This window comes from Actinomadura citrea, assembly GCF_013409045.1.
GTDB classification, from domain to species: Bacteria; Actinomycetota; Actinomycetes; order Streptosporangiales; family Streptosporangiaceae; genus Spirillospora; species Spirillospora citrea.
In genome coordinates this window covers 1070819-1090878 of the sequence record NZ_JACCBT010000001.1, presented here as the reverse complement: position 1 = coordinate 1090878, position 20060 = coordinate 1070819, and the positions used below count along the sequence as shown (strand labels likewise).

Below are 20060 nucleotides of genomic sequence, written 5' to 3'. Positions count from 1 at the left end.
GGACGGCACCACGCCCGTCCCACCGAGGGCGGGACGGGCGTGCGCGGGGCCGCTCGGCCCGGATGCCCCGGTCAGCTGAAGTACTCGATGAAGGGGGTCTTCTTGTCGGGCTGGGACGCCGTGCCGGTGCTGACGATGCCGGTGGTGCCGGGGCGGGCGTCGATGTCGGAGGCCTGGACGGTGCCGGTGCGGGCGGGACCGTTGAGGGTCGTCCACGCGGTGCCGTTGTAGTGCATGTACTGGGTCTTGGTCCCGGTGGTGATCGGGAGCATGACGACGCCGCCCTTGCCGTCGGAGGACAGGCCGATGCCCGCGGCGTTCAGGGGCGTGTCGACCGTCTTCCATGCCTTGCCGTCGTAGCGCTGGATCGCGTTGGTGATCTGGGCGTTCTGCCGGACGCGCAGGACGTACACGTTCGTCGGCGAGTCGGCGACGATGCGGTGCAGGGTGCCCTGGTAGCCGGGGACGCCCAGGGAGCCGGGGACGTCGATCTTCTTCCAGGACGTGCCGTCGAAGTGCATCACCAGGCCGGTGACGGACGTGCCGGTGGCGGACGTCGTGCCGGCGAGCCACACGTCGTTCTTGGCCCGGACGTCCACCGCGGTGATGGAGGAGGAGGGCGGCAGCGGGACCTTCGGGTCGACCCACGCGGTGCCCGTCCAGCGCAGGATGGCGCTGGGGCCGCCGGCCGCGGCGTCCACGCCCGCGATGGAGTAGGCGGTGCCGTCGGCGGCGGCGGACACGGCGGTCGGGAAGCCCACCATCGGGTAGGCGACCTGGCTCCACTTCGTGCCGTTCCAGTAGAGGCCGAGGGTGCCGCTCAGGTTGTAGCCGATGACCCACGCCTTGCTGGCGCTGGAGACGGCGACGTCGGTGGGGGTGAAGCCGACCGGGCTCTTGTCGGCCACCCAGGCCGAGCCGTTCCACTTGACGAGCTTGGCCTCCGGACCGAAGAAGGAGCCGGCTCCGCCGACGGCCCATCCGGCGTTCTTCGCACCGAAGTCGACCTTGTCCAGGCTGCCGTTGTAGGCGAGCGCCGTACTGCCGATGCTCTTCCAGCCGGCGGCGTGCGCGGGGGCGGCCACGGCGACCGTCCCGGCGACGCAGGCGAGGGCGGCGATCGTCGCCGGCACCGCGTTCCGTCTCATCTGTCGCAAGATCCACAGCTCCCAAGATCACAGCAAGCGTGCGCCACAGAGTACGGCATTACTTACTACTGGGTAAGTGGAACCTTCTGGGCGACCGGATCAGGACGCCACGTAAACCGCAAAACGCCCGGAACTATGAAGTTCCGGGCGCTCTGCGTGCCGACGCGGTGCCGGAGGGCGACCCGGCCGGAGGGCTGCTCGTGCCGAGGGCTACTCGCCCTTCCAGTTCGGCTTGCGCTTCTCGGCGAAGGCCGCCGGGCCCTCCTGGGCGTCCTTGGACATGAAGACCGGCAGGGTGATGTCCTGCTGCTTCTTCCACGCCTCGTCGGACGTCCAGTCCGCGGACTCGACGATGACCTTCTTGGTGGCCGCGAGCGCCAGCGGGGCGTTCTCGGCGACCTTCAGGGCCAGTTCCTTGGCCGCGGCGAGCGCCCCGCCCGGCTCGGCGAGCCGGTTGACGAACCCGAGCTCGGCCATCCGCTCCGCGGGATACTTGTCGCCGGTCAGGGCGATCTCCATGGCGATGTGGAACGGGATGCGCTGCGGCAGCCGCAGCAGCCCGCCGCCCGCGGCGACCAGACCGCGCTTCGGCTCGGGCAGCCCGAACCGGGCGTCCCGCGCCGCGACGATCATGTCGCAGGACAGCGCCACCTCGCAGCCGCCCGCCAGGGCGTAGCCCTCGATGGCGGCGATCAGCGGCTTGGCCGCCGGGCGCTCGGTGATGCCGGCGAACCCGCGTCCCTCGACGGTCGGGTTGTCGCCCGTCAGGAAGCCCTTGAGGTCCATGCCGGCGCAGAACGTCCCGCCCGCGCCGGTGAGGATGCCGATGGACAGGTCCTTGCGGGAGTCGAGCTCGTCGAGGGCCGCCGCGATCCCCTTCGCCACCTCGCCGTTGACCGCGTTGCGGGCCTCCGGGCGGTTGATGGTGATGATCAGGACAGCGCCGTCTTCCTCGGTGAGGACAGCGTCGGTCATTCGGGCCTCACTTCGGCTGGAAGCGGATACCACCGTCGAAGCGGATGGTCTCGCCGTTCATGTAGTCGTTCTCGATCAGGGACTTGACCAGGTGGGCGAACTCCGACGCCTTGCCCATCCGCTTCGGGAACGGGACGGGGGCGGCGAGCTTGGCCTTGAACGCCTCGGCGGCCTCGCCCTCGCCGTAGATCGGGGTGTCGATGATGCCGGGGCAGATCGTGTTGACCCGGACGCCGATCGCGGCGAGGTCGCGGGCGGCGGGGAGCGTCATGCCGATGATGCCGCCCTTGGACGCGGAGTAGGCGATCTGCCCGGTCTGCCCCTCGATCCCGGCGATGGACGCGGTGTTGATCACCACGCCGCGCAGGCCGTCCTCGTCGGCGGGCTCGGTCTTGGAGATGGCCGCGGCGCCGACGCGCATCAGGTTGAAGGTGCCGATCAGGTTGACCCGGATGACCGTCTCGTAGGAGGCCAGGTCGTGCGGGCTGCCGTCGCGGTTCACGGTCCGCGACGCCCAGCCGATGCCGGCGCTGTTGACGATGACGCGCAGCGGGGCGCCGGAGTCGACGGCGGCCTGCACCGCGGCCTGCACCTGCTCCTCGTTCGACACGTCCGTCTTGACGAAGACGCCGCCGAGCTCGTCGGCGAGGGCCTTGCCCCTGTCCTCGTTCAGGTCGGCGATGACCACCTTGGCGCCTTCGGCGGCCAGCGCGCGGACGGTGGCCTCACCGAGGCCGCTCGCGCCACCGGATACGACGGCGGAAACTCCGTTCAGGTCCATAAGCGACACCTTACGTGAGGGACCGAATGTGGTTCGGGGTGATGCTATCCAGACGACGTCGCGCGCTCTGCTCACACCCCTGCGGATTGCGGAGGCGCGGTCCTGCACAGGAAGAGCAAAGTTACTCCGGAGTCACAATAGAGAACGTTTGCTCCCCCCTGGCAAGGGCACGCGAACCGCCATGAGCGAGCGTCCCGCACAGAGCCAGTCCTACCCCGGGCGGACCGAGGACATGACGCCCGAGCCCCGCGACGAGATGCGCGACTACACCGGCAGCGGCCTGCTGGACGGGCGCCGCGCGCTGATCACCGGCGGCGACTCCGGCATCGGCCGCGCGACGGCCGTCGCGTTCGCCAAGGAGGGCGCGGACGTCGCGATCACCTACCTGGAGGAGGACGACGACGCCCGGCACACCGCGGGCCTCGTCGAGGCCGCCGGACGGCGGTGCGTGACGTTCGGCGGCGACCTGGCCGAGGAGCGGCACTGCCGCGAGGTCGTCCGGCACACCGTCCGCGACCTCGGCGGACTCGACCTGCTCGTCCTGCACCACGGCACCCAGACGCCGGTGAAGGACGTCCGCGAGATCGACGACGCCCAGCTGCGGCGGACGTTCGAGGTGAACGTGTTCTCGCTGTTCTGGACCGTCCAGGAGGCCCTCGACCACATGGGGCCCGGGTCGTCGGTCATCATCACCGGGTCCATCAACGGGCTGCGCGGCAACAAGACGCTCATCGACTACTCCGCCAGCAAGGCGGCGGCGATGGCGCTGACCACCTGCCTCGCCCAGAACCTCATGGACCGCGAGATCCGGGTCAACTGCGTCGCCCCCGGCCCGGTCTGGACGCCCCTCATCCCCGCCACGTTCGACGAGGAGAAGGTCGCGGGCTTCGGGAAGCAGGCGCCGATGGGACGCGCCGCCGACCCGGACGAGATCGCGCCGTCCTACGTGTTCTTCGCCTCCGGCCGCCAGTCGTCCTACTACACCGGACAGACCCTGGTGCCCGCCGGCGGTGAGATCCACCCGGGCTGACGGAGTTCCCGATGACGGAGCTGCAACGCAGCGAGCTGACCGAGCCCGGCTACGGACGCCGGAAGTGCGGCAAGGGGTTCGTGTATCTCGGTCTCGACGGGCGGTCCCTGGCCGACCCCGCCGAGAAGGCACGGATCAAGTCGCTCGTCATCCCTCCCGCGTGGAAGGACGTCTGGATCTGCCCCGACTCCGACGGCCACATCCAGGCCATCGGGACGGATGCCGCCGGGCGCCGCCAGTACCTCTACCACGAGGCCTGGCGGGAGCAGCGCGATCGGGAGAAGCACGACCACGTCCTGGATCTGGCGGAGCGGCTGCCCGAGGTCCGGCACACGCTCACCGAGCACCTGGCCGGACGGCGCTACACGCGCGAGCGGGTGCTCGCGGCGGCCGTCCGCCTCATCGACCTCGGGTTCTTCCGGATCGGCGGGGAGGCGTACGCGGCCGAGAACGGCACCTTCGGGCTCGCGACCGTCCTGCGCGAGCACGTCGGCTGCGGGCGCGACCGGGTGACGTTCGACTACCCCGCCAAGGGCTCGAAGGACCGGTACCAGGCCGTCGCGGAAGAGAAAGTGCGCAAGGTGGTGAGCGGGCTCAAGCGCCGCGACGACGACTCGCCCGAACTGCTCGCCTACCGGACGCCCACCGGCTGGCACGACGTCACCACGTCCGACATCAACGAGTTCATCCGCGAGGTCACCGAAGGCGACTTCACCGCCAAGGACTTCCGGACGTGGCACGCCACCGTCCTCGCGGCCGTCGGGCTGGCGGTGTCGGTGCGCGCCGGGGACGGCGACGCCGGGAGGAGGGACGCCGCCCGCAACCGCGCCGTCGTCCGCGTCGTCAAGGAGGTCGCCTCCTACCTCGGCAACACCCCGGCCGTGGCGCGGGCGTCCTACATCGACCCGCGCATCGTCGACCTGTACGAGGAGGGCACGACGATCGCGCCCGCCCTCGGACGGCTCGGCGTGGACGTCGCCGAGGGCGAGCTGGCGACGCAGGGGCCGGCGGAACAGGCCGTCCTCGACCTGCTCCGCGCGGCCTCCTGACGCCGTTCCGGGCGCGTCGCGCCCGGCTCCTCATTCCGCGCGGCGGTAGCCGGCGGGCGGGGTGGGCGTCGTGCCGAGGCAGGTGGCGACGGGGTCCTCGATCGAGCACCAGCCGGGCTTGCGCACCGGCACGTACCCGGCGGGAACGCCCCGGTCCACGATGATCGACCGGTAGGTCGGGACGGCGTCGGTCGGACGGCGCGCCAGGGACGGGTCGGTCAGCGCGTCCACCGTGTACAGGCCGAACCGCGGCCGGTAGCTGCCCCACTCGTAGTTGTCGGTAAGGCTCCAGTAGTTGTAGCCCATCATCTTCACGCCGTCGGCCATCGCGCGCTGGATCCAGTAGATGTGGTCGCGCAGATGGTCCGAGCGTGTGTAGCCGTCCGTGCGCGGCTTGCCGTTGTCCGTGGACATGCCGTTCTCGACGATGTAGACGGGGAGGTCCGGCAGCCGGCGCTGGTAGTTCTTGAGGACGTAGTACAGGCCCTCGGGCTCCGGGTCGATTTTCCAGAACTCGCCCGTGAGCGCGTAGGCCGCGGTCCCGTTCTGCAGGTTGGCGCCGTAGTAGTAGTCGATGCCGATGAAGTCGAGCTTGTCGGTGACCTCGTTGAACAGGGCCGCGTCGAAGATGCCGTTGATGGGTGACCCGTAGGCGACGTTGCTGGACACCGGAGCGCCCGGGTCCACGGCGTGGATCATGTCGTAGGCGTCGCGGTGCGTCCTGACCAGGGCGTCGCGCATCTTCAGCATCTGGCCGAGGTCCATCGGACGGGCCGTCAGCTCCTTGTAGATGTAGGCGCTGGCCTCGTTGAACGTGATCCAGACGACCCCCTGGCGCTTGTACCTGTCCACGACGAAGCGGGCGTTGCGGAGCCAGTCGTCCTGCGTGCGGGGATTGTCCCAGGCGCCCTGGTCGGCGACCCAGCCCGGATACACCCAGTGGTCGAGCGTCAGCATCGGACGCATCCCGGCCGCCTTGATGCGGCGGACGAGGTCGTCGTAGTAGGCGATCGCCTTGGGGTCGCGGAAACCGCGGCGCGGCTCGACGCGGGACCACTCGACGGACGTCCGGAACACGTTCGCGCCGAGCCCCCGGGCGAGTTTCAGGTCACTCGGGTAGCGGTGCCGGAAGTCGACGGAGTTCCCGTACGGGTCGGTGACGCCGGTGGCCTTGCGGTCGGCGTACCTCGTCCAGTTGCTGTCGGGGAAGGAGCCTTCGCTCTGGAAGCCGGACGTGGCGACGCCCCAGAGGAAGCCCGGCGGGAACTTGGCGGTGGCGGGCTCGGCGGTCTCCGCGGCGGCCGGCGACCCGGCGGTCAGCGTGAGGACGACCGCCAGAGCAAGGGCCGACAGGAGGTGGACGGGGCGTGCTCTGCGGGGCCTGCCGAACACGGGACTCCCTCCGGAGACGGACATGAATCTCCTTCGCACTACAGGGGTCGCACGGGCCCCCGTCAATGGCCGGACACGGCCGGATCCGGCAACCTCCACCCCGCCCCGGGCTGTGCCGCGCATCACAGATCAATAAATGAACCACCATTTCCCGACCCCTTGTGACTCACTTCACAATTCGGGAAAGGGATTGCTGATCGCCGCTGGCAGGGCACTGGACCACCGTCTCAAACGGACCGCCGGCACCGTGGAGAAATGGCGGGTGATTTGCCAGCCTCGCCCGGCGCTGGCTAGCTTCCTGCTCGGTTCATGCGGCGCCCGAGCCGCCCGGACAACAGAACACGCACCCCGACGCGCGGCGGCGGCGCGCACGGCCTCCCACGGGAGGCCGGCGCGGACCCCCAGGTCGTCCCCTCCAGGGACCCCGCCCGGAAGCCGTCGTCGGACGCCGAATCCGTGCAGACGAGAAGCACGGAACCGGAAGAAGCCGGCATTTCTCTGCGTCCCCCCTCAATGACGCTGCGGAATCGGCTGCGGCACTCGAACCCTCCAAGAAATCCGGTGGGTGACGGCTGCCCCGGTAGGCATCAATCGCGAGGTCTGGAGACATTCTGCATACCCCTCGAAACCCCCTCAAGGCCGGATTCACCGTGAGCGGGCTCGTGCTCACCACGACCTCCGCGCTCGGCGCGTCCGTCCTGGCGGCAGGGCCCGTGCAGGCCGCGGCGCCGCAGCGGGCGACCCTCGCCGCCGCACCGGCCGCGACGGTCACCACCAAGACCGTGACCGCCAAGCAGGCCCGGATCGCGAAGCAGAAGAAGCGCGCCGCCTACGCCGTGAGGTACGCGGCCAAGCAGATCGGCGACCGCTACCGCTACGGCGGGACGGGCCCCGGCTCGTGGGACTGCTCCGGGCTGGCCGGAGGATCCTGGCGCAAGGCCGGGGTGAAGCTCCCCCGGACCACCCAGCAGATCTACAAGGCGGTGCACAAGAAGGTCTCCTGGAAGGGCGCCGTCAAGGGCGACCTGCTGTTCTTCTACGGCGGCAGGACCCACATGGGCGTCTACGCCGGCCACGGCTACATGATCCACGCGCCGAGCTCCGGCAAGCGGGTCAAGAAGATCAAGCTGAACGGCTACTACAAGCGCAACTTCCACGGCGCCGTCCGGCCCGGTATCTGACCCCGGACGCACGCCAGGCCCCGCGCCGCCCGCCCGGCGCGGGGCCTTCGCGGCGCTAAGCCGGCAGGGTCCGCCGCAGGAACTCCTCTGTGAGCCGCCAAGCGCGCGCGGCAGGCTCCGGCTGGTAGAACATCGGCGCCTTGCGGTTGTGGAACGCGTGCCCGCCGTCTTCCTGGACGTGGATCTCCATGTGGTCCCTCTGCCCGACCGCACGTTCCACCTTGGCGACGTCCTCACGAGGGATGTACGCGTCGTCGCCGCCGAAGTGGAACTGCGTGGGCGCCTGGATGGCGTCGAGCTTGTCCAGCATGTCCGGCACACCCGACCCGTAGTACGAGACGAGCGAATCGACCTGGGCGTTCGCCGCCACCAGGTACGCCAACGTCCCGCCGAAGCAGAACCCCAGGACGCCCGCCCGGCCCACCCCTGGCAGCCCCTTGAGAACCCCCAGCGCCGCCACAGCGTCCTCTACGCCCCTCTCCCAGTCGAACTGGGAGGCCATCGACATCCCCTTGGGCAGGGCCTCCTCGTTGTGCACGGTCGTCCAGTTCGGCTCGATCCGCCAGAACATGTCGGGCGCCGCCACGACGAACCCCAGCGCGACCAGGTCCTCGGCGACCGCCTCCATGTACTCGCCGACACCGAAGATCTCCTGGAGGAGCAGGATCCCGGGACCGCGCGTCCCCCACACCCGCAGGTCGAACTCGCCGTCCGCGACGACGACCTTCTCTGTACGCGTCATGTCAGCCGATGATGGCGTAAACCGCGCTGGCATGCGCGACCGTCCGTCCGTCCGCGGTCATGTCGATCTCCGCGAACGCCAGCGTCCGGCCCAGCTTGGACAGCTCCGCGCGCACCAGCACGTCCCGTCCCGTCACCGGCCGCTGGAACGTCGTGCTGAGCTGCACCGTCGTCATCGGCACGAACGAGCCCCTGGCCCCCGACACCGCCAGCACCACCGCCGTGTCGGCCGCCGCCATCAGCGCCTGCCCCGACAGCGCGCCGCCCTCCCTGGCGAGACGGTCGGACCAGGGCAGCCGCAGCACCGCCGTCCCGTCCCCGACCTCCTCGGGAACCAGGCCCAGGTCGAGCACCCACGGCGCGAAGTTGTCACGGAGGATCTCTTCAGGCTTCACCCCGTCATGATGCACGCTGAGGGCATGCACGAGGAGATCTTCCTGCCCGCCACCTATGCCGCCGGCGTCCCCTACGCGACGTTCGCCGAGCTCCGCGCCGCGTCACCGGTCGCCTGGATCGGCGAACCGGCCGTCGGCCCCTGGCCCGCGGGCCCCGGCTTCTGGGCGGTCTTCCGGCACGCCGACGTCAAGCACGTCCTGCGCTCCCCGGACCTGTTCTCCTCGGGCCTCGGCGCCACCCAGATCCGCGACCCCGACACGCCCGAGGACCTCGCCTTCGTCCGCGCGATGATGCTGAACCAGGACCCACCGGACCACTCCCGCCTGCGCCGCATCGTCGCCGCCGCGTTCACCCCCCGCGCCGTCCGCGCCCTGGAGGACACGATCAACGAACGGGCGCGCACTCTCGTGGCCTCCGCCCTCGGCGAGGACACCGACTTCGTCGAGCTCGCCGCGGACCTCCCCGTCTGGACGCTGGCCCACATCATGGGCGTCCCCGACTCCGACCGCCGCCTCCTCTACGACTGGGCGTCCCGCGTCATCGGCTACCAGGACCCCGACTACGCCGGCCTCTCCACCGCCGACGCCGCCTCGATGAGCCCCATGGCCCGCGAGGCGATGAAGCACCGCCCGTCCGAGACCGTGCGCCCCGACGGCCGCCCGATCAACCCGCGCTCCCACGCGGCCCTCGCCGACATGTTCTCCTACGCCCACGCCCTCGCCGCCGAGAAGCGCTCCCGCCCGTCCGGCGACATCATGTCCCGCATGCTCGAAGGCGGGCTCACCGCCCACGAGTTCGAGAACATGTTCTTCCTCTTCGCCGTCGCGGGGAACGAGACCCTCCGCAACGGCATCCCGGGCGGCCTGCTCACCCTCCTCGACCACCCCGCCGAACTCGCCCGCCTCCGCGCCGACCCGTCCCTCCTGCCGTCCGCGGTCGAGGAGATGCTCCGCCACTGGCCTCCCGTCATGGACTTCCGCCGCACCGCCACGGCGCCGCTCGACCTCGGCGGCCAGACCATCGAGGCCGGCGACAAGGTCGTCGTCTACCACGCCTCCGCCAACCGCGACGAGACCGTCTTCCCCTCCCCCGACCGCTTCGACGTCGCCCGCACCCCCAACGACCACGTCAGCTTCGGCTTCGGCCCCCACTTCTGCCTGGGCGCCCACCTGGCCCGCACCCAGATGCGCGCCGTCTTCCGCGAACTCCTCCCCCACGACGTCACCCTCACCGGCACCCCCGTCCGCCTGGCCTCCAACTTCCAGAACGGCCTGAAGCACCTCCCCGTCCACCTGACCCCCACCCCCTAACCCCGTCGCGAACCCCCCGCCGATCTCGGTACCCTTGCCGGGACGGGTCGCTAGCTCAATTGGCAGAGCTCCGGACTTTTAATCCGTAGGTTGTGGGTTCGAGTCCCACGCGACCCACCACCCCTGACCAGGGGAAACGCGAGAATGTCAGGCTTGTCCACCGCCGCGTTTGCCCCGCTTCGTCCCCATGTCGGCTCGAGGACGGCTCGGCGGCCCAATCCGGGCCCCACCTCCCCCTGGTCGCACTTCAAGGCCCGGCAGCCCTCACACACTCAAGCCGGTCATACCGCCTTCAGAACCGACGTCCGTGACCACCAGCACAGTCAGCAACGTGCTTTGCAGGGGCTTCCCATAAGGTGAGTCATGGAGAGCACGGCACAGCCAGAACACGACGCGGGCGACGACCTGCCTCTCCCGCCCTCAACTCATACGCGCCAAGCCAACAACCCGACACGGCCTCCGAAGACGCTCAGCCGCCACACCAAGCAAGATCATCACATCGCCACCCACGGCCATGATCACAAACCAACCGAATAAAAACCGACGCCCTCACTGACAGCGTCGCAGGTCAACAAGGGTCGGCCCCGCGCACGCGGGGATGGTTCGCCGATCTCGCCGGTCCTCGGGTTCGAGGAGGAGTCGGCCCCGCGCACGCGGGGATGGTTCCCCGGTCGAGCGCGCTCTTGCCAAGCGCATCTAGTCGGCCCCACGCACGCGGGGAACCCGGCCCCGAGCTCGACGAACGTCTCACCCTTGCGCAGGTGGACCAGTACCAGCAGGGCCTGCTGCCCCGCGTTCAGCAGCCGCCAGGCCGAACCGAGCGCCTTGCGACGCCGCCGGATCAGCCCGGCCACGTAGTTCAGCGTTGCACGCGACAAATCGACGGCAGCACGATAGAACAGCACGAAGAGCCCCTGGTTCGGACGTGATGGTTGTGGTGATCAACTCGTTCACCAGGGGTTTCTTCATGCCATCTGCCAAACGTCCGCATCGCGATCATGCCGTGATCGGTCCTTGCTCAGGCGGATGAAAGGGGTCAGTGATCGGCCACCACGAGTTGCGTGAACCGCGGTGAGTGCACTCTGCTCGCAATTGCCAGCACCACATCGGCTCTCTGTGACACCACTGAGCTGCCAACGCCCAGCCGTCAGCCGGAGTTGGTTGCGCTCGTGGGTGCGGTCGCCGTCGATGCGGTCTGGTCTGGCGACGCGGGCCAGCAGCGCGCTGCTGGCCCGCCTGGACGACCCGCCGCGGTCAGGGCGGCCGCCTGTGGGTCGATGAGGCCGAGGTCAATGTGTCAGTTCGCGGGGCCTGTGTGGGGCTTCGTGAATCTCACTGAAACCGCCTTCCGGACTCATCAGGATCCGTCCGGTCTCGCGGCCGTGCTCGGACTCCTTCTGGTCCCTGTAGGCCAGCCCGAGGCAGATCAACCGGGTGACGGCGTAGACGAGCGGCGGTCCGGCGAAGACGGCCACCCGGAAGAACCAGGTGACGTCGTACAAGCACAGGTGAAAGTTGTGTGCGATCTGGTCGTTGGCGGCCGCGGCCCACAGCAATCCATAGAAGGCGATGCCGGCCGCGCCCACTGCCGTACGGGTCGCCGCGTCGCGGGGACGGTCCAGAACGTGGTGAATGCCGCGATCGCCGGTAAGCCGCCGTTCGATCCAGGGATAGGCCGCCAGGACGGTGAAGAACGCCCCCGGCATGAGAAGCGCGGGCACGAGCACCGCGAGAGTGATCGGGTGGCCGGCCACGCTGAGTTCCCAGCCCGGCATGATCCGCACGGCTCCGTCCAGGAAGCCCATGTACCAGCCGGGCACCGCTCCGGCGGTAATGTCCCCTGGCCGGTACGGGCCGTACTGCCAGACCGGGTTGATCTGCGCAAACGTGCCGAGGAGCGCGAGAACCCCGCCAGTGGCCAGCAGAAACGCCACCGCTGAGCCGCGCGACGCAGGTCCCGAGAAGGCGCCGGGAAAACGGGTGTGGCCGTGCTCGCGGACGAGCCGGTGGCGGAGGACGAACAGGACGGCCAGGACCGCTGGAAGCACGAGGATGTGCAGCCAGTAGAGCCGGGGAATGATCTTTTCTCCCGGAAACTCATCGCCGAAGATCAAGAACGTTAGGCTGGTGCCGACCAGCGGAATCGCTTGGGTCACGCCTTGGAGGAGCCCGAGGCTGCCGCCGGACAACATGTCGTCCGGCAGAATTGTGCCGGTCCAGGCCGTCACCATGCCCAGCACCAGTACGGTCACCCAGACCAGCCAGTTGAGGCCGCGTGGGCGGCGGAACGCGCCGGTGAAGAACAGCCGCAGCAACTGCAGGGTGATCGCGGCGACGAATATCAGCGCGGCCCAGTGGTGAATCTGCCGCATGAGCAGTCCGCCGCGCACGTCGAGGCTGATGTCCAGCGTCGACGCGTACGCCTCGCTGACCGGGATGCCCCGCAGCGGCCCGTACGAGCCGTTATAGGTGACCTGCGTCATATCGGGGTCGAAGAAAACGGTCAGGAACGCGCCCGTGACGATGAGCACCAGGAAAGAGTGGATGGCGAGTTGGGCGAACAAGAACGACCAATGATCGGTCCGCGCCTGCCGCGACCACCGTCCCACCCAGCGGGCTTGTACCTGCATTGGCTTCACTCCCCGATCTGGATCTGGTACACATGCGACGCTCCGAGATCGGCAGATGTGACATCCGAAGGGTGAACAACTGACAGGTGTGACATAACCGACAGGAAGACAACCCCTGCGCATCCGCCGTCGGCGGCCTCCGGTCGGTGAGTTCAGTTGCGGATCTTGGTGGCATGGCGGCCGGAGGTGCGCGACCGCGCCATCGGCAGCGCCAGCGCGACGGCGGCCATCCGTCCCCGCCGACCGGCCGACCAGGTGCAGCGCACCGGCGGTCAGCACTGTGTCACCAACGGAGGCGCCCCGAACGACTCGCCGCCGCGCTGCTCTGGAGGTGGGCCGACGGCGCCCGGGCGGCGGGCGAAGGGGCCTGCATCGTTACGGTCATCGGGGATCTCCTAGGCTGAGGCTGGCGCCAAGGCCCGGCTGACCTGGTGGCTTGCTCCATGTGTCGCCCATGACCGACACCGCTTACGGCATCCTCGTCGATGCGCTTACCGCGCGCTGGGCCTGCGCCGGTGACGAAGGCCCAAGGCGATCCGGTCGCCGAGAAGGCCGGCTGCCCTGTTCCTGCCGAGCACCCGTCCGCGCAAGTCAAAGCAGCATGTTCGTACTCGCCGTCTGGATGCCGGCATCGGCCAGGACGACGTCGAACAGGTCAGGGAACTTGCCGTCCCGGTCGCGGATCAGGGACCGATCGGGACAAGGACGCCGAGAGCGGGATGACAGCGGCCGCTCGTACGGCCACTGGGCGGCGACGGTCTCGGTGTGCTCTGCCTCATCCGGTGTGGCCGCGGGCGCGGTGTTCTTTGGGCCGCGGAGGGCGATGTAGACGAGCAGCAGGCCCATAAGGCCGACGCCTGCCCACATGGACTGCTGCCATCCGTCTGGGCATCGACGCCTACCGGACCGCGCAGAACGCCGGAACCTTTCGCGGCCAGCTGCGCGAGTCCCTCTCCCATGGCAAGCCCGTCGCCGTCACCGAGTACGGAACCTGCGCCTACCGCGGCGCGGGCGACCTCGGCGGCATGGCCTGGCGGCCACCGGAAGGAGCGGTTCCGGACGAGGACGAGCAGGTGCGCTACCTCCACGAACTCCTGGACATCTTCGAAGAGGAGAGTTTCGACACCGCACTGTGGTTCTCCTTCGCCAACTACGACAAGCCCCGCGACCGTGACATCGCCTCCTACGGCGTCGTGCGCATGCTCGACGAGACCCGCTGGGAACCGAAGAAGGTCTTCCACGCCATGAGCACCAGGCATCGGCATCCGAACGGCCGCTCCGACTGACGGCGTGTTCGAGGCACGGGCGGAAATGATCTTCTTTCGCTATAGTCCCTTGTGCCGGATATAGGCAACGGCGGCGACGCCACTCCACCATGCCGGCCGCCATTCGCGCCGCCCGATGCGCCCTCCCGCAACGATGGGAAACCCTTCCCCCCGCGACGGCGTCCAAGATCTTGATCGACGGTGTGGGCTTCGTGGTCGCTGGGTGTCCCTCTCCAGGCGTGGCCTCCTCCCCGGCGACCGGGAGAACCGGCGCCTCCCCCGAATGCAAGGAGACCTGCATGAAGTCGTCCGGCAGCCGCCTGCTGTTGGTGGCCCCGGTGGCCGCGCTCGCGTTGGCGGCCGTAGGAGTGGCGGGAACGGCGGGGACCGCGCAGGCGGCTCCGACCCCTCGACCACCGCGAGGCGATGCGGTCGTCAAGGCGACTCCTTCTCTCATGGCGCCGAAGGTCGCCGCCTCGGCGACCGCCGCGGCGCCCGCCTCGGCGAAGCTGTCGCTGCGGGGCCAGTACCAGAGCACGAACTACAAGTGCGTGCCCACCTCGGCGTCGATGAGTCTGTCGACGTTCGGGGTGTCCGTCAGCCAGGACACCCTGGCCACCAAGATGGGCACGACGGCGGCCAAGGGCACCAGCGGCAACCAGTCGCTGCCCGTGATGAACGCGTACGTGGACCCGCTCGGCTACAGCTACGGCTTCTCCAACGCCTCGACGGCGTCGACGATGATGGAGCAGGTCTCCTACGACGTCGGCGTGCTCAAGCGGGCTCCCGTCCTCGGTGTGTGGATGGAGAAGCTGCCGTGGAACGCCGGCATGAGCGGCTCCAAGGTCGGCCACGCGATCATCGCCTACGGCTACAACAAGAGCGCCGGCACGATCACCGTCTGGGATCCGTGGAAGCCCACCGGCGGTTCGCACACCATCTCCGCCGCGAAGCTCGCCGCGGACATGCAGCCCTACGGCTTGGACAAGGTCACCGCGCACACCGACGCCGACCTGGCGAGCGTCGGGGACCTGACCGGTGACGGCACCGCCGACCTGGCCGGCGTCGACCGTGCGACCGGGAAGCTGTGGCTCTACCCCGGCCCGAAGTCGGCCGCCTCGGGCCGGAGCCTGATCGGGAACGGCGGCTGGAACGGCATGACCGAGCTCACCGGCATCGGCGACCTCACCGGTGACGGCAAGCCCGACCTCATCGCCGCCCAGAAGTCCGACGGCACGCTCTGGCTCTACCCCGGCGGCACGAAGGCCCTCGGCACCCGCATCAAGATCGGAAACGGCGCCTGGAACGGCATGAAGGACCTCACCGGCATCGGCGACCTCACCGGTGACGGCAAGCCCGACCTCATCGCCGCCCAGAAGTCCGACGGCACGCTCTGGCTCTACCCCGGCGGCACGAAGGCCCTCGGCACCCGCATCAAGATCGGTAACAGCGGCTGGAACGGCATGACGAAGCTGGTCGGCGTCCAGGACATCACCGGCGACGGCAAGTCCGACCTGATCGCGGTGCGCGTCTCCGAGGGCACGCTGTGGGTCTACCCCGGCGCGTCGAAGGCGCTCGGCACCCGCAAGGAGCTCGGCTCCGGATGGGGCGGCATCCGCTCGCTCACCTACACCGGCGACATCACCGGCGACGACAAGTCCGACCTCATCGGCGTGCAGAGCAACACCGGCGTGATGTACGTCTACGCGGGCCGCGCGACCGGATTCGCCGCACGGGTGCAGCTCACCTCCGGCTGGAACGGTTGATCCTCCTCCGCGGAACCATGGCCCCCGCGCCGAATCCTCGGCGCGGGGGCCTGCCGGTCAGGTCGCCATGTCGGCGAACTGGCCGGGCCGGTAGGAGCCTCCCGGGTTGCGGACCATCACGTTGAGCCTGTTGCTGGCGTTGATCACGGCGATCAGGGAGAGCAGGGCGGCAATCTGGTCGTCGTCGTAGTGCTCGCGGGCCTTCGCCCAGGTCTCGTCGGACACGCCGGGGTGGGCGTCGGCGATGCGGGCCCTCCTCGGCCAGGGCCAGCGCGGCGGCACCGGCTGCCGCCAACATCCAGAACCCGGCCGCCAACGGCCGCACCCGCAATGGCCGGGCCTCGCGCCGCTCCCGCGCCAGAATCCAGCGCCGGTTCGCCCGCACCAGACCACGCCTCATTCGTCCTCTCACGACCTGTCATTCAAGGACCATCGGAAGCTGGTCAGTGCCGGTTGGCCACAATGGACAAATGCCTAGCCCGAGGACCCGACCTACGCCAGCCGTGTCCTCGGCATCATCCTGGACAGGGCCGACGCGGCGCCGGCCAGCATCCGCTACTGGCACGACCTCCTCTTCCCTAGCCCGAAGAGACAGCCCACTCCAGCAACACCGACTCGCTGTCCGGCGCGGCAGCCGTGCACTGGAAGCTGCTCCAGACGAGCAAGAGCGACGTGCTGCGCACTGTGCCTACATCCAGGAGAACGGCCCTCGTCGGTGACGCCGTTGCGACACCTGACACCACTCCCCCGGTTAGAACCGCCTGGACCGCGGCTTCCTGCCGAGCAGGGGCGGACTCTTACTCCTCTGCTCGATGCAGCAGGTCATCGGCGCCGTGGGCACGCAGCAGGTCGGCCAGTCGAGCACCGAGCAGCTCCGGAGATTCACCCGGCGCGCCATTACGGGAGGCGCGGACCTAGTGGCGGCCGTCGAGGGCGGTGACACACCCGGTGAGACGCAAGCCTGCCGACGTGTGCTCGGCGCCGATCGGCAGGGTGCACCCGCCAAGCAAGGCATACATCGTCCCGCGTTCCGCGCGGACCGCGACGGCGTCCCCGGCCCTCGACAGCTCGGCAAGGAGGCTGTCGTCGCGGCGGACCTGGATCGCCAGCGCGCCCTGGCCGGGATCGGGCAGGAAGTCCTCGGCGGGGAGCCGCTGGGTGGCGGTGTCCGCCAGGCCGAGACGATCCAGCCCCGCAGCGGCCAGCACCACCGCGCCAGGGCCCGCCGTGAGCACGAGCGCGCGCTCAAAGCGCTACGCAGGTTGTCGGTCGCCGCCCCGTTCACTCGCTTCCGCGGCGACTGGGCCGTTCCGTTCGCCCGCGAGCCGTCCCGGACGGTTCGCGAGGTGAGCGTGACCTGCGGTATCTGCCGGACGCGGGGTGGGTGTCACTCGGTTCCCCTACGGTGATCCACCATAGATGATCACTTCCCCCGGGCCGAGGGCATCCTGATGCTCTCGAAACCCTGGGCCGAGATCTGTGTCCCCGGCGGGGCGGAGCGCTCCTCGCGGAACCGGGCGTCAGCGACCGGGCGCGGTCGCGCCCGGCGACACCGTCGCCCCCCGATGCCGCAGACTTGGCGCCGAAGCTGACCGAGGAGCAGCGCGGCCACATCGAGGCGGTGCTGGCGGCGGCTTGAGTGACCCGGCCCTGGTCAGCGTCAGATCCCGCAGCTGCGCGCGGCCCGCGGCGTTCGACTCGGGGCATCGGGCGGGTCGGCAGGGTGCGCGGCGGGAGGTGCGGTGGACCGGGCGGCGGTGAGCACCGCGGCGACTCGTCTCTTTCAGAATCGGGGTCGCGGTGGACGGGTCCTCCTCGTCGATGACCGGGCGGACGTCTTCGCTGACCGGGTTGGGGGGCGGCGCGTCCATGACTCCGGCGGCGCAGGACACAAGCCGGGCTCTGTCCGTTCTCCTCCGCACTGTCTTCGCAGCTCAGCGCATCAAGGCGGAGGACGACGAGGTTCCGGCCGCATGCTTGAAGCGGCCGAAAGCGCACATCCGCTCCAACCTTCTGTCCTGCGCGATGATCCCTTCCCGGCGCATTCCGGCCGGGCCCCTACATCTGATAAGGCTCGAACGTGGGTCGTGGTGAAAGGCGCCGCATCCCGTTCGACGCGTCGATGCCTGATCTACATCGGGCACAGCGAGGCCTCAAGCAAGACCGGCACGGCGCAGCCCTGCCTCGGTGGCGGATTTGGCGCGTTCAGGTCCGCCACCCAGGCGGGGTACGGCAGGTTGCTGATCGTGGTTCGAGCGCCGGCGCGGTCACCCTCTCATCCTCATCCGAGCCTATGAGCTCTGGCTCAAGACAGAGGCCCGCGCGGGTTGCTGGGATCGCGAACGGCTCCATCGGAGGCCAGGCCACGAGCCTTGTTATTGAGCGCTGCGCGTTCCCTGCCAGGCCAGACCCACAGCGACATTACCGAGGATGAACGAAGGGATGAGCCTGCGTGAGGGTGTTCTGCGGGATCGATTGGGCCGAGGCCCACCATGACATCGCCATAGTCGACCAGGCCGGCGAACTGGTGACCAAACGCCGGATCAACGACTCCGCCGAGGGCTTCGCCGAACTACTCCAACTCCTCGCCGACGCCGGCGACAACCCAGCCGACCCGATCCCGGTCGCCATCGAGACCCCACGCGGCCTGCTTGTCGCTGATCACGGTGACCGCGTGCGCTGCGAGCGTCCAGGACCGCGACGGCGCCAAGGGCGCGCTGTTGGGGCTGTATCTGACCTCGCCCACCTGCCGGTTCGTGTTCGCCGACGCCGGTTTCGCCGGACGGCTTGTCGGATGGGCCGCCCAGACCCTGCACACAACGATCGACATCGTCCGCAAACCCGCAGATCAGAAAGGGTTTGCGGTGCTGCCCCGCCGGTGGGCGGTCGAACGCACGCTGGCCTGACTCACTGCGCACCGACGTCTGGCCCGCGACTACGAACGCCACCCCGCCACCAGCGAAGCCATGATCCGCTGGGCCGCCATCGGCCTCATGACCTGCCGCCTGGCCCGCAGCGGAAAGCCCGCCGTCCGCCAAGACCCACGCCCCCTCGAATACCAATAACAAGATCCTTCTCAAACACGCACTAAGCGGACACCAGACCGTCGTGAGATGCGACGGCGGCGAGATGGGCACCCATCGCGGCGGCGGAGGACGGGGATGGGAACGGGAGCACCGATGTCGCGGTGTCCGGACGCCCGGCCAACCAGGCATCGGTGTAGAAGAGCGCGGGACAGCCGCGCGCCGTCTCCTGAGTTGAGGGCGGCCGTCGCGTGCTGCGGACGGGCAACGCCGGTTTCGTCACCGACGGCGGCCGAGCCGAGCACCAGCGCCGCCACCCGGCCGGGGGTACAGAGCGCCGAGCCACTGCGCGACGCACCCGCCCATGAGTGCCGTAGACCATCGCTCGCTGGATGCCTGCCACATCGAGCACCGAGACGGCACGCCGGGCGAAGCCTGACATCGACCAGTCGCCCGGGAAGTGGTCGTCACTTGCGCCCGTGCCGCGATGATTCATGACGACCACGGGTCTGTCGTCGACGTCGCCTTCCGCGGAATCCCAGCCGTGATGATCGAGCAACAAGCCCTGGATGAGGAGGAGTGGCGTCATCTTGCCCTAATACCGCTGCGCGTACCAGGTCGGTTGCTCGCCGAACATGCCCTTGAAGTCGCGGATGAAGTGGCCCTGGTCGACGTAGCCGAGGTCGGCCGCCAACGCGGCCCAGTCGATCGCCCCGCCGGCGGCCATGCGTGCGGTCACCTCATGCAGGCGATAGCGGCGGATCACCCACTTGGGCCCGATGCCGACGTACTCCGCGAAAAGCCGTTGCAGCCCCCGCATGCTCAGCCCGAGCACGCCGGCGAGGTGCTCGACCCTGGTCACGGCCTTGTCCTCGGCGATCAGCTCGACCGCGGCCACCGCCTGGCGCACCCGAGGGTCGTCGTCCGGCAGGTGTTCCAGCAGGAAAGCTTCCACGGTCGGCACATCGAGCGTCGTGGGCAGGTCTGGGCCGAACACCTCGGTCGCCGGGACGACGCGGTCGGTGATCGTCGAGACGGAGGCGCCGAGGAACGGGCGGAAGCAGCCCGGCCGGAACGCGACGCCGAAGACCTGGTCGCGGCCCTCGAGGACCTTGATCCGGTAGCCGCTGCACACGCCGTTGACGTCCGCGCGGCCACCGCCGAACGACAGGTGCACGTTCGGGTACGGCACGATCTTCTGCCGGTAGGACTCGGCGTAGTCCCAGCGAGCCTCCCAGTACCGCTCCACCCATGGCGCGAGCGCCGGCGACGGGTCGTGGAACGCGTGGTGCTGATACCTGGTCCACGCACCGCGCAGCTCACGAACGTCCCGCTCCACACGGCAGAGTGTATGTCGCCTTTGTCCAATACCC

General features: G+C 69.4%; 19 protein-coding genes, 1 tRNA gene and 1 pseudogene. 9 read left to right on the top strand and 12 right to left on the bottom strand.

Going from position 1 to position 20060, the window contains the following annotated elements; genetic code table 11:
* Nucleotides 1–71 precede the first annotated feature (71 nt).
* The 3 genes from BJ999_RS05350 to BJ999_RS05340 all read right to left on the bottom strand — a co-directional run bounded on the left by BJ999_RS05350 (nt 72) and on the right by BJ999_RS05340 (nt 2904).
* Entirely contained in the window at nt 72–1148 is a 1077-nt protein-coding gene (locus tag BJ999_RS05350; RefSeq protein ID WP_179832247.1) for a hypothetical protein, read from the bottom strand.
* A 210-nt stretch (nt 1149–1358) separates the two neighbouring features.
* Nucleotides 1359–2123 (bottom strand): crotonase/enoyl-CoA hydratase family protein, encoded by a 765-nt coding sequence (locus tag BJ999_RS05345; RefSeq protein ID WP_179832246.1) that lies wholly within the window; start codon nt 2121–2123, stop codon nt 1359–1361.
* Between the two features lie 7 nt (nt 2124–2130).
* Nucleotides 2131–2904, bottom strand: a complete 774-nt coding sequence (locus tag BJ999_RS05340) for an SDR family oxidoreductase (RefSeq protein WP_179832245.1) — start codon at nt 2902–2904, stop codon at nt 2131–2133.
* Between the two features lie 181 nt (nt 2905–3085).
* On the opposite strand from BJ999_RS05340, the gene BJ999_RS05335 reads away from it, so the two are divergent.
* Both BJ999_RS05335 and BJ999_RS05330 read left to right on the top strand, forming a co-directional pair.
* Nucleotides 3086–3934 (top strand): SDR family oxidoreductase, encoded by an 849-nt coding sequence (locus BJ999_RS05335; protein WP_179832244.1) that lies wholly within the window; start codon nt 3086–3088, stop codon nt 3932–3934.
* 11 nt (nt 3935–3945) lie between these two features.
* Nucleotides 3946–4983, top strand: a complete 1038-nt coding sequence (locus tag BJ999_RS05330) for a DNA topoisomerase IB (protein ID WP_179832243.1) — start codon at nt 3946–3948, stop codon at nt 4981–4983.
* A 30-nt stretch (nt 4984–5013) separates the two neighbouring features.
* Here the strand turns inward: BJ999_RS05330 and BJ999_RS05325 are convergent, their stop codons facing one another.
* Entirely contained in the window at nt 5014–6399 is a 1386-nt protein-coding gene (locus BJ999_RS05325) for a family 1 glycosylhydrolase (protein ID WP_179832242.1), read from the bottom strand.
* A gap of 626 nt (nt 6400–7025) precedes the next feature.
* On the opposite strand from BJ999_RS05325, the gene BJ999_RS05320 reads away from it, so the two are divergent.
* On the top strand, nt 7026–7556 hold the full coding sequence (locus tag BJ999_RS05320; RefSeq protein WP_229810228.1) for a C40 family peptidase: 531 nt from the start codon (nt 7026–7028) through the stop codon (nt 7554–7556).
* A gap of 55 nt (nt 7557–7611) precedes the next feature.
* Here BJ999_RS05320 and BJ999_RS05315 read toward each other — a convergent pair whose 3' ends face one another.
* Together BJ999_RS05315 and BJ999_RS05310 are read right to left on the bottom strand one after the other, a co-directional pair.
* The gene (locus tag BJ999_RS05315) at nt 7612–8298 is read right to left on the bottom strand and encodes a dienelactone hydrolase family protein (RefSeq protein WP_179832241.1); all 687 of its coding nucleotides are present in this window, start codon (nt 8296–8298) and stop codon (nt 7612–7614) included.
* Nucleotide 8299: 1 nt separating this feature from the next.
* Entirely contained in the window at nt 8300–8692 is a 393-nt protein-coding gene (locus BJ999_RS05310; RefSeq protein WP_218934950.1) for a PaaI family thioesterase, read from the bottom strand.
* 24 nt (nt 8693–8716) lie between these two features.
* On the opposite strand from BJ999_RS05310, the gene BJ999_RS05305 reads away from it, so the two are divergent.
* Nucleotides 8717–10003 (top strand): cytochrome P450, encoded by a 1287-nt coding sequence (locus BJ999_RS05305; protein WP_179832240.1) that lies wholly within the window; start codon nt 8717–8719, stop codon nt 10001–10003.
* Between the two features lie 44 nt (nt 10004–10047).
* A tRNA-Lys gene (locus BJ999_RS05300) sits at nt 10048–10123 on the top strand.
* 1169 nt (nt 10124–11292) lie between these two features.
* Here the strand turns inward: BJ999_RS05300 and qcrB are convergent.
* Nucleotides 11293–12633: a cytochrome bc1 complex cytochrome b subunit gene (qcrB, locus tag BJ999_RS05295; protein ID WP_179832239.1), complete on the bottom strand. Its 1341-nt coding sequence runs from the start codon at nt 12631–12633 to the stop codon at nt 11293–11295.
* Nucleotides 12634–13224: 591 nt separating this feature from the next.
* Nucleotides 13225–13479, bottom strand: a complete 255-nt coding sequence (locus BJ999_RS05290) for a hypothetical protein (protein WP_179832238.1) — start codon at nt 13477–13479, stop codon at nt 13225–13227.
* Between the two features lie 179 nt (nt 13480–13658).
* Between BJ999_RS05290 and BJ999_RS41225 the strand changes: the two genes are divergently transcribed.
* Both BJ999_RS41225 and BJ999_RS05280 read left to right on the top strand, forming a co-directional pair.
* Complete coding sequence (locus BJ999_RS41225) at nt 13659–13919, top strand: hypothetical protein (RefSeq protein WP_218934949.1); 261 nt, start codon at nt 13659–13661, stop codon at nt 13917–13919.
* A gap of 278 nt (nt 13920–14197) precedes the next feature.
* Nucleotides 14198–15664, top strand: coding sequence for an FG-GAP-like repeat-containing protein (locus tag BJ999_RS05280; RefSeq protein ID WP_179832237.1), 1467 nt, complete (start codon nt 14198–14200; stop codon nt 15662–15664).
* Nucleotides 15665–15721: 57 nt separating this feature from the next.
* On the opposite strand, the gene BJ999_RS05275 is transcribed toward BJ999_RS05280, so the two are convergent.
* Nucleotides 15722–15946, bottom strand: a complete 225-nt coding sequence (locus BJ999_RS05275; RefSeq protein WP_218934948.1) for a carboxymuconolactone decarboxylase family protein — start codon at nt 15944–15946, stop codon at nt 15722–15724.
* A gap of 632 nt (nt 15947–16578) precedes the next feature.
* Nucleotides 16579–16875, bottom strand: a complete 297-nt coding sequence (locus tag BJ999_RS05270; RefSeq protein ID WP_179832236.1) for a hypothetical protein — start codon at nt 16873–16875, stop codon at nt 16579–16581.
* 1241 nt (nt 16876–18116) lie between these two features.
* Between BJ999_RS05270 and BJ999_RS41770 the strand changes: the two are divergent.
* Both BJ999_RS41770 and BJ999_RS41765 read left to right on the top strand, forming a co-directional pair.
* Nucleotides 18117–18323: pseudogene (locus BJ999_RS41770) on the top strand (IS110 family transposase); the annotation flags it as partial.
* Nucleotide 18324: 1 nt separating this feature from the next.
* On the top strand, nt 18325–18570 hold the full coding sequence (locus BJ999_RS41765) for a transposase (RefSeq protein WP_338070795.1): 246 nt from the start codon (nt 18325–18327) through the stop codon (nt 18568–18570).
* 181 nt (nt 18571–18751) lie between these two features.
* On the opposite strand, the gene BJ999_RS05255 is transcribed toward BJ999_RS41765, so the two are convergent.
* Complete coding sequence (locus BJ999_RS05255; RefSeq protein WP_179832235.1) at nt 18752–19276, bottom strand: hypothetical protein; 525 nt, start codon at nt 19274–19276, stop codon at nt 18752–18754.
* Between the two features lie 6 nt (nt 19277–19282).
* On the bottom strand, nt 19283–20026 hold the full coding sequence (locus BJ999_RS43425; RefSeq protein ID WP_218934946.1) for an AraC family transcriptional regulator: 744 nt from the start codon (nt 20024–20026) through the stop codon (nt 19283–19285).
* Nucleotides 20027–20060 lie beyond the last annotated feature (34 nt).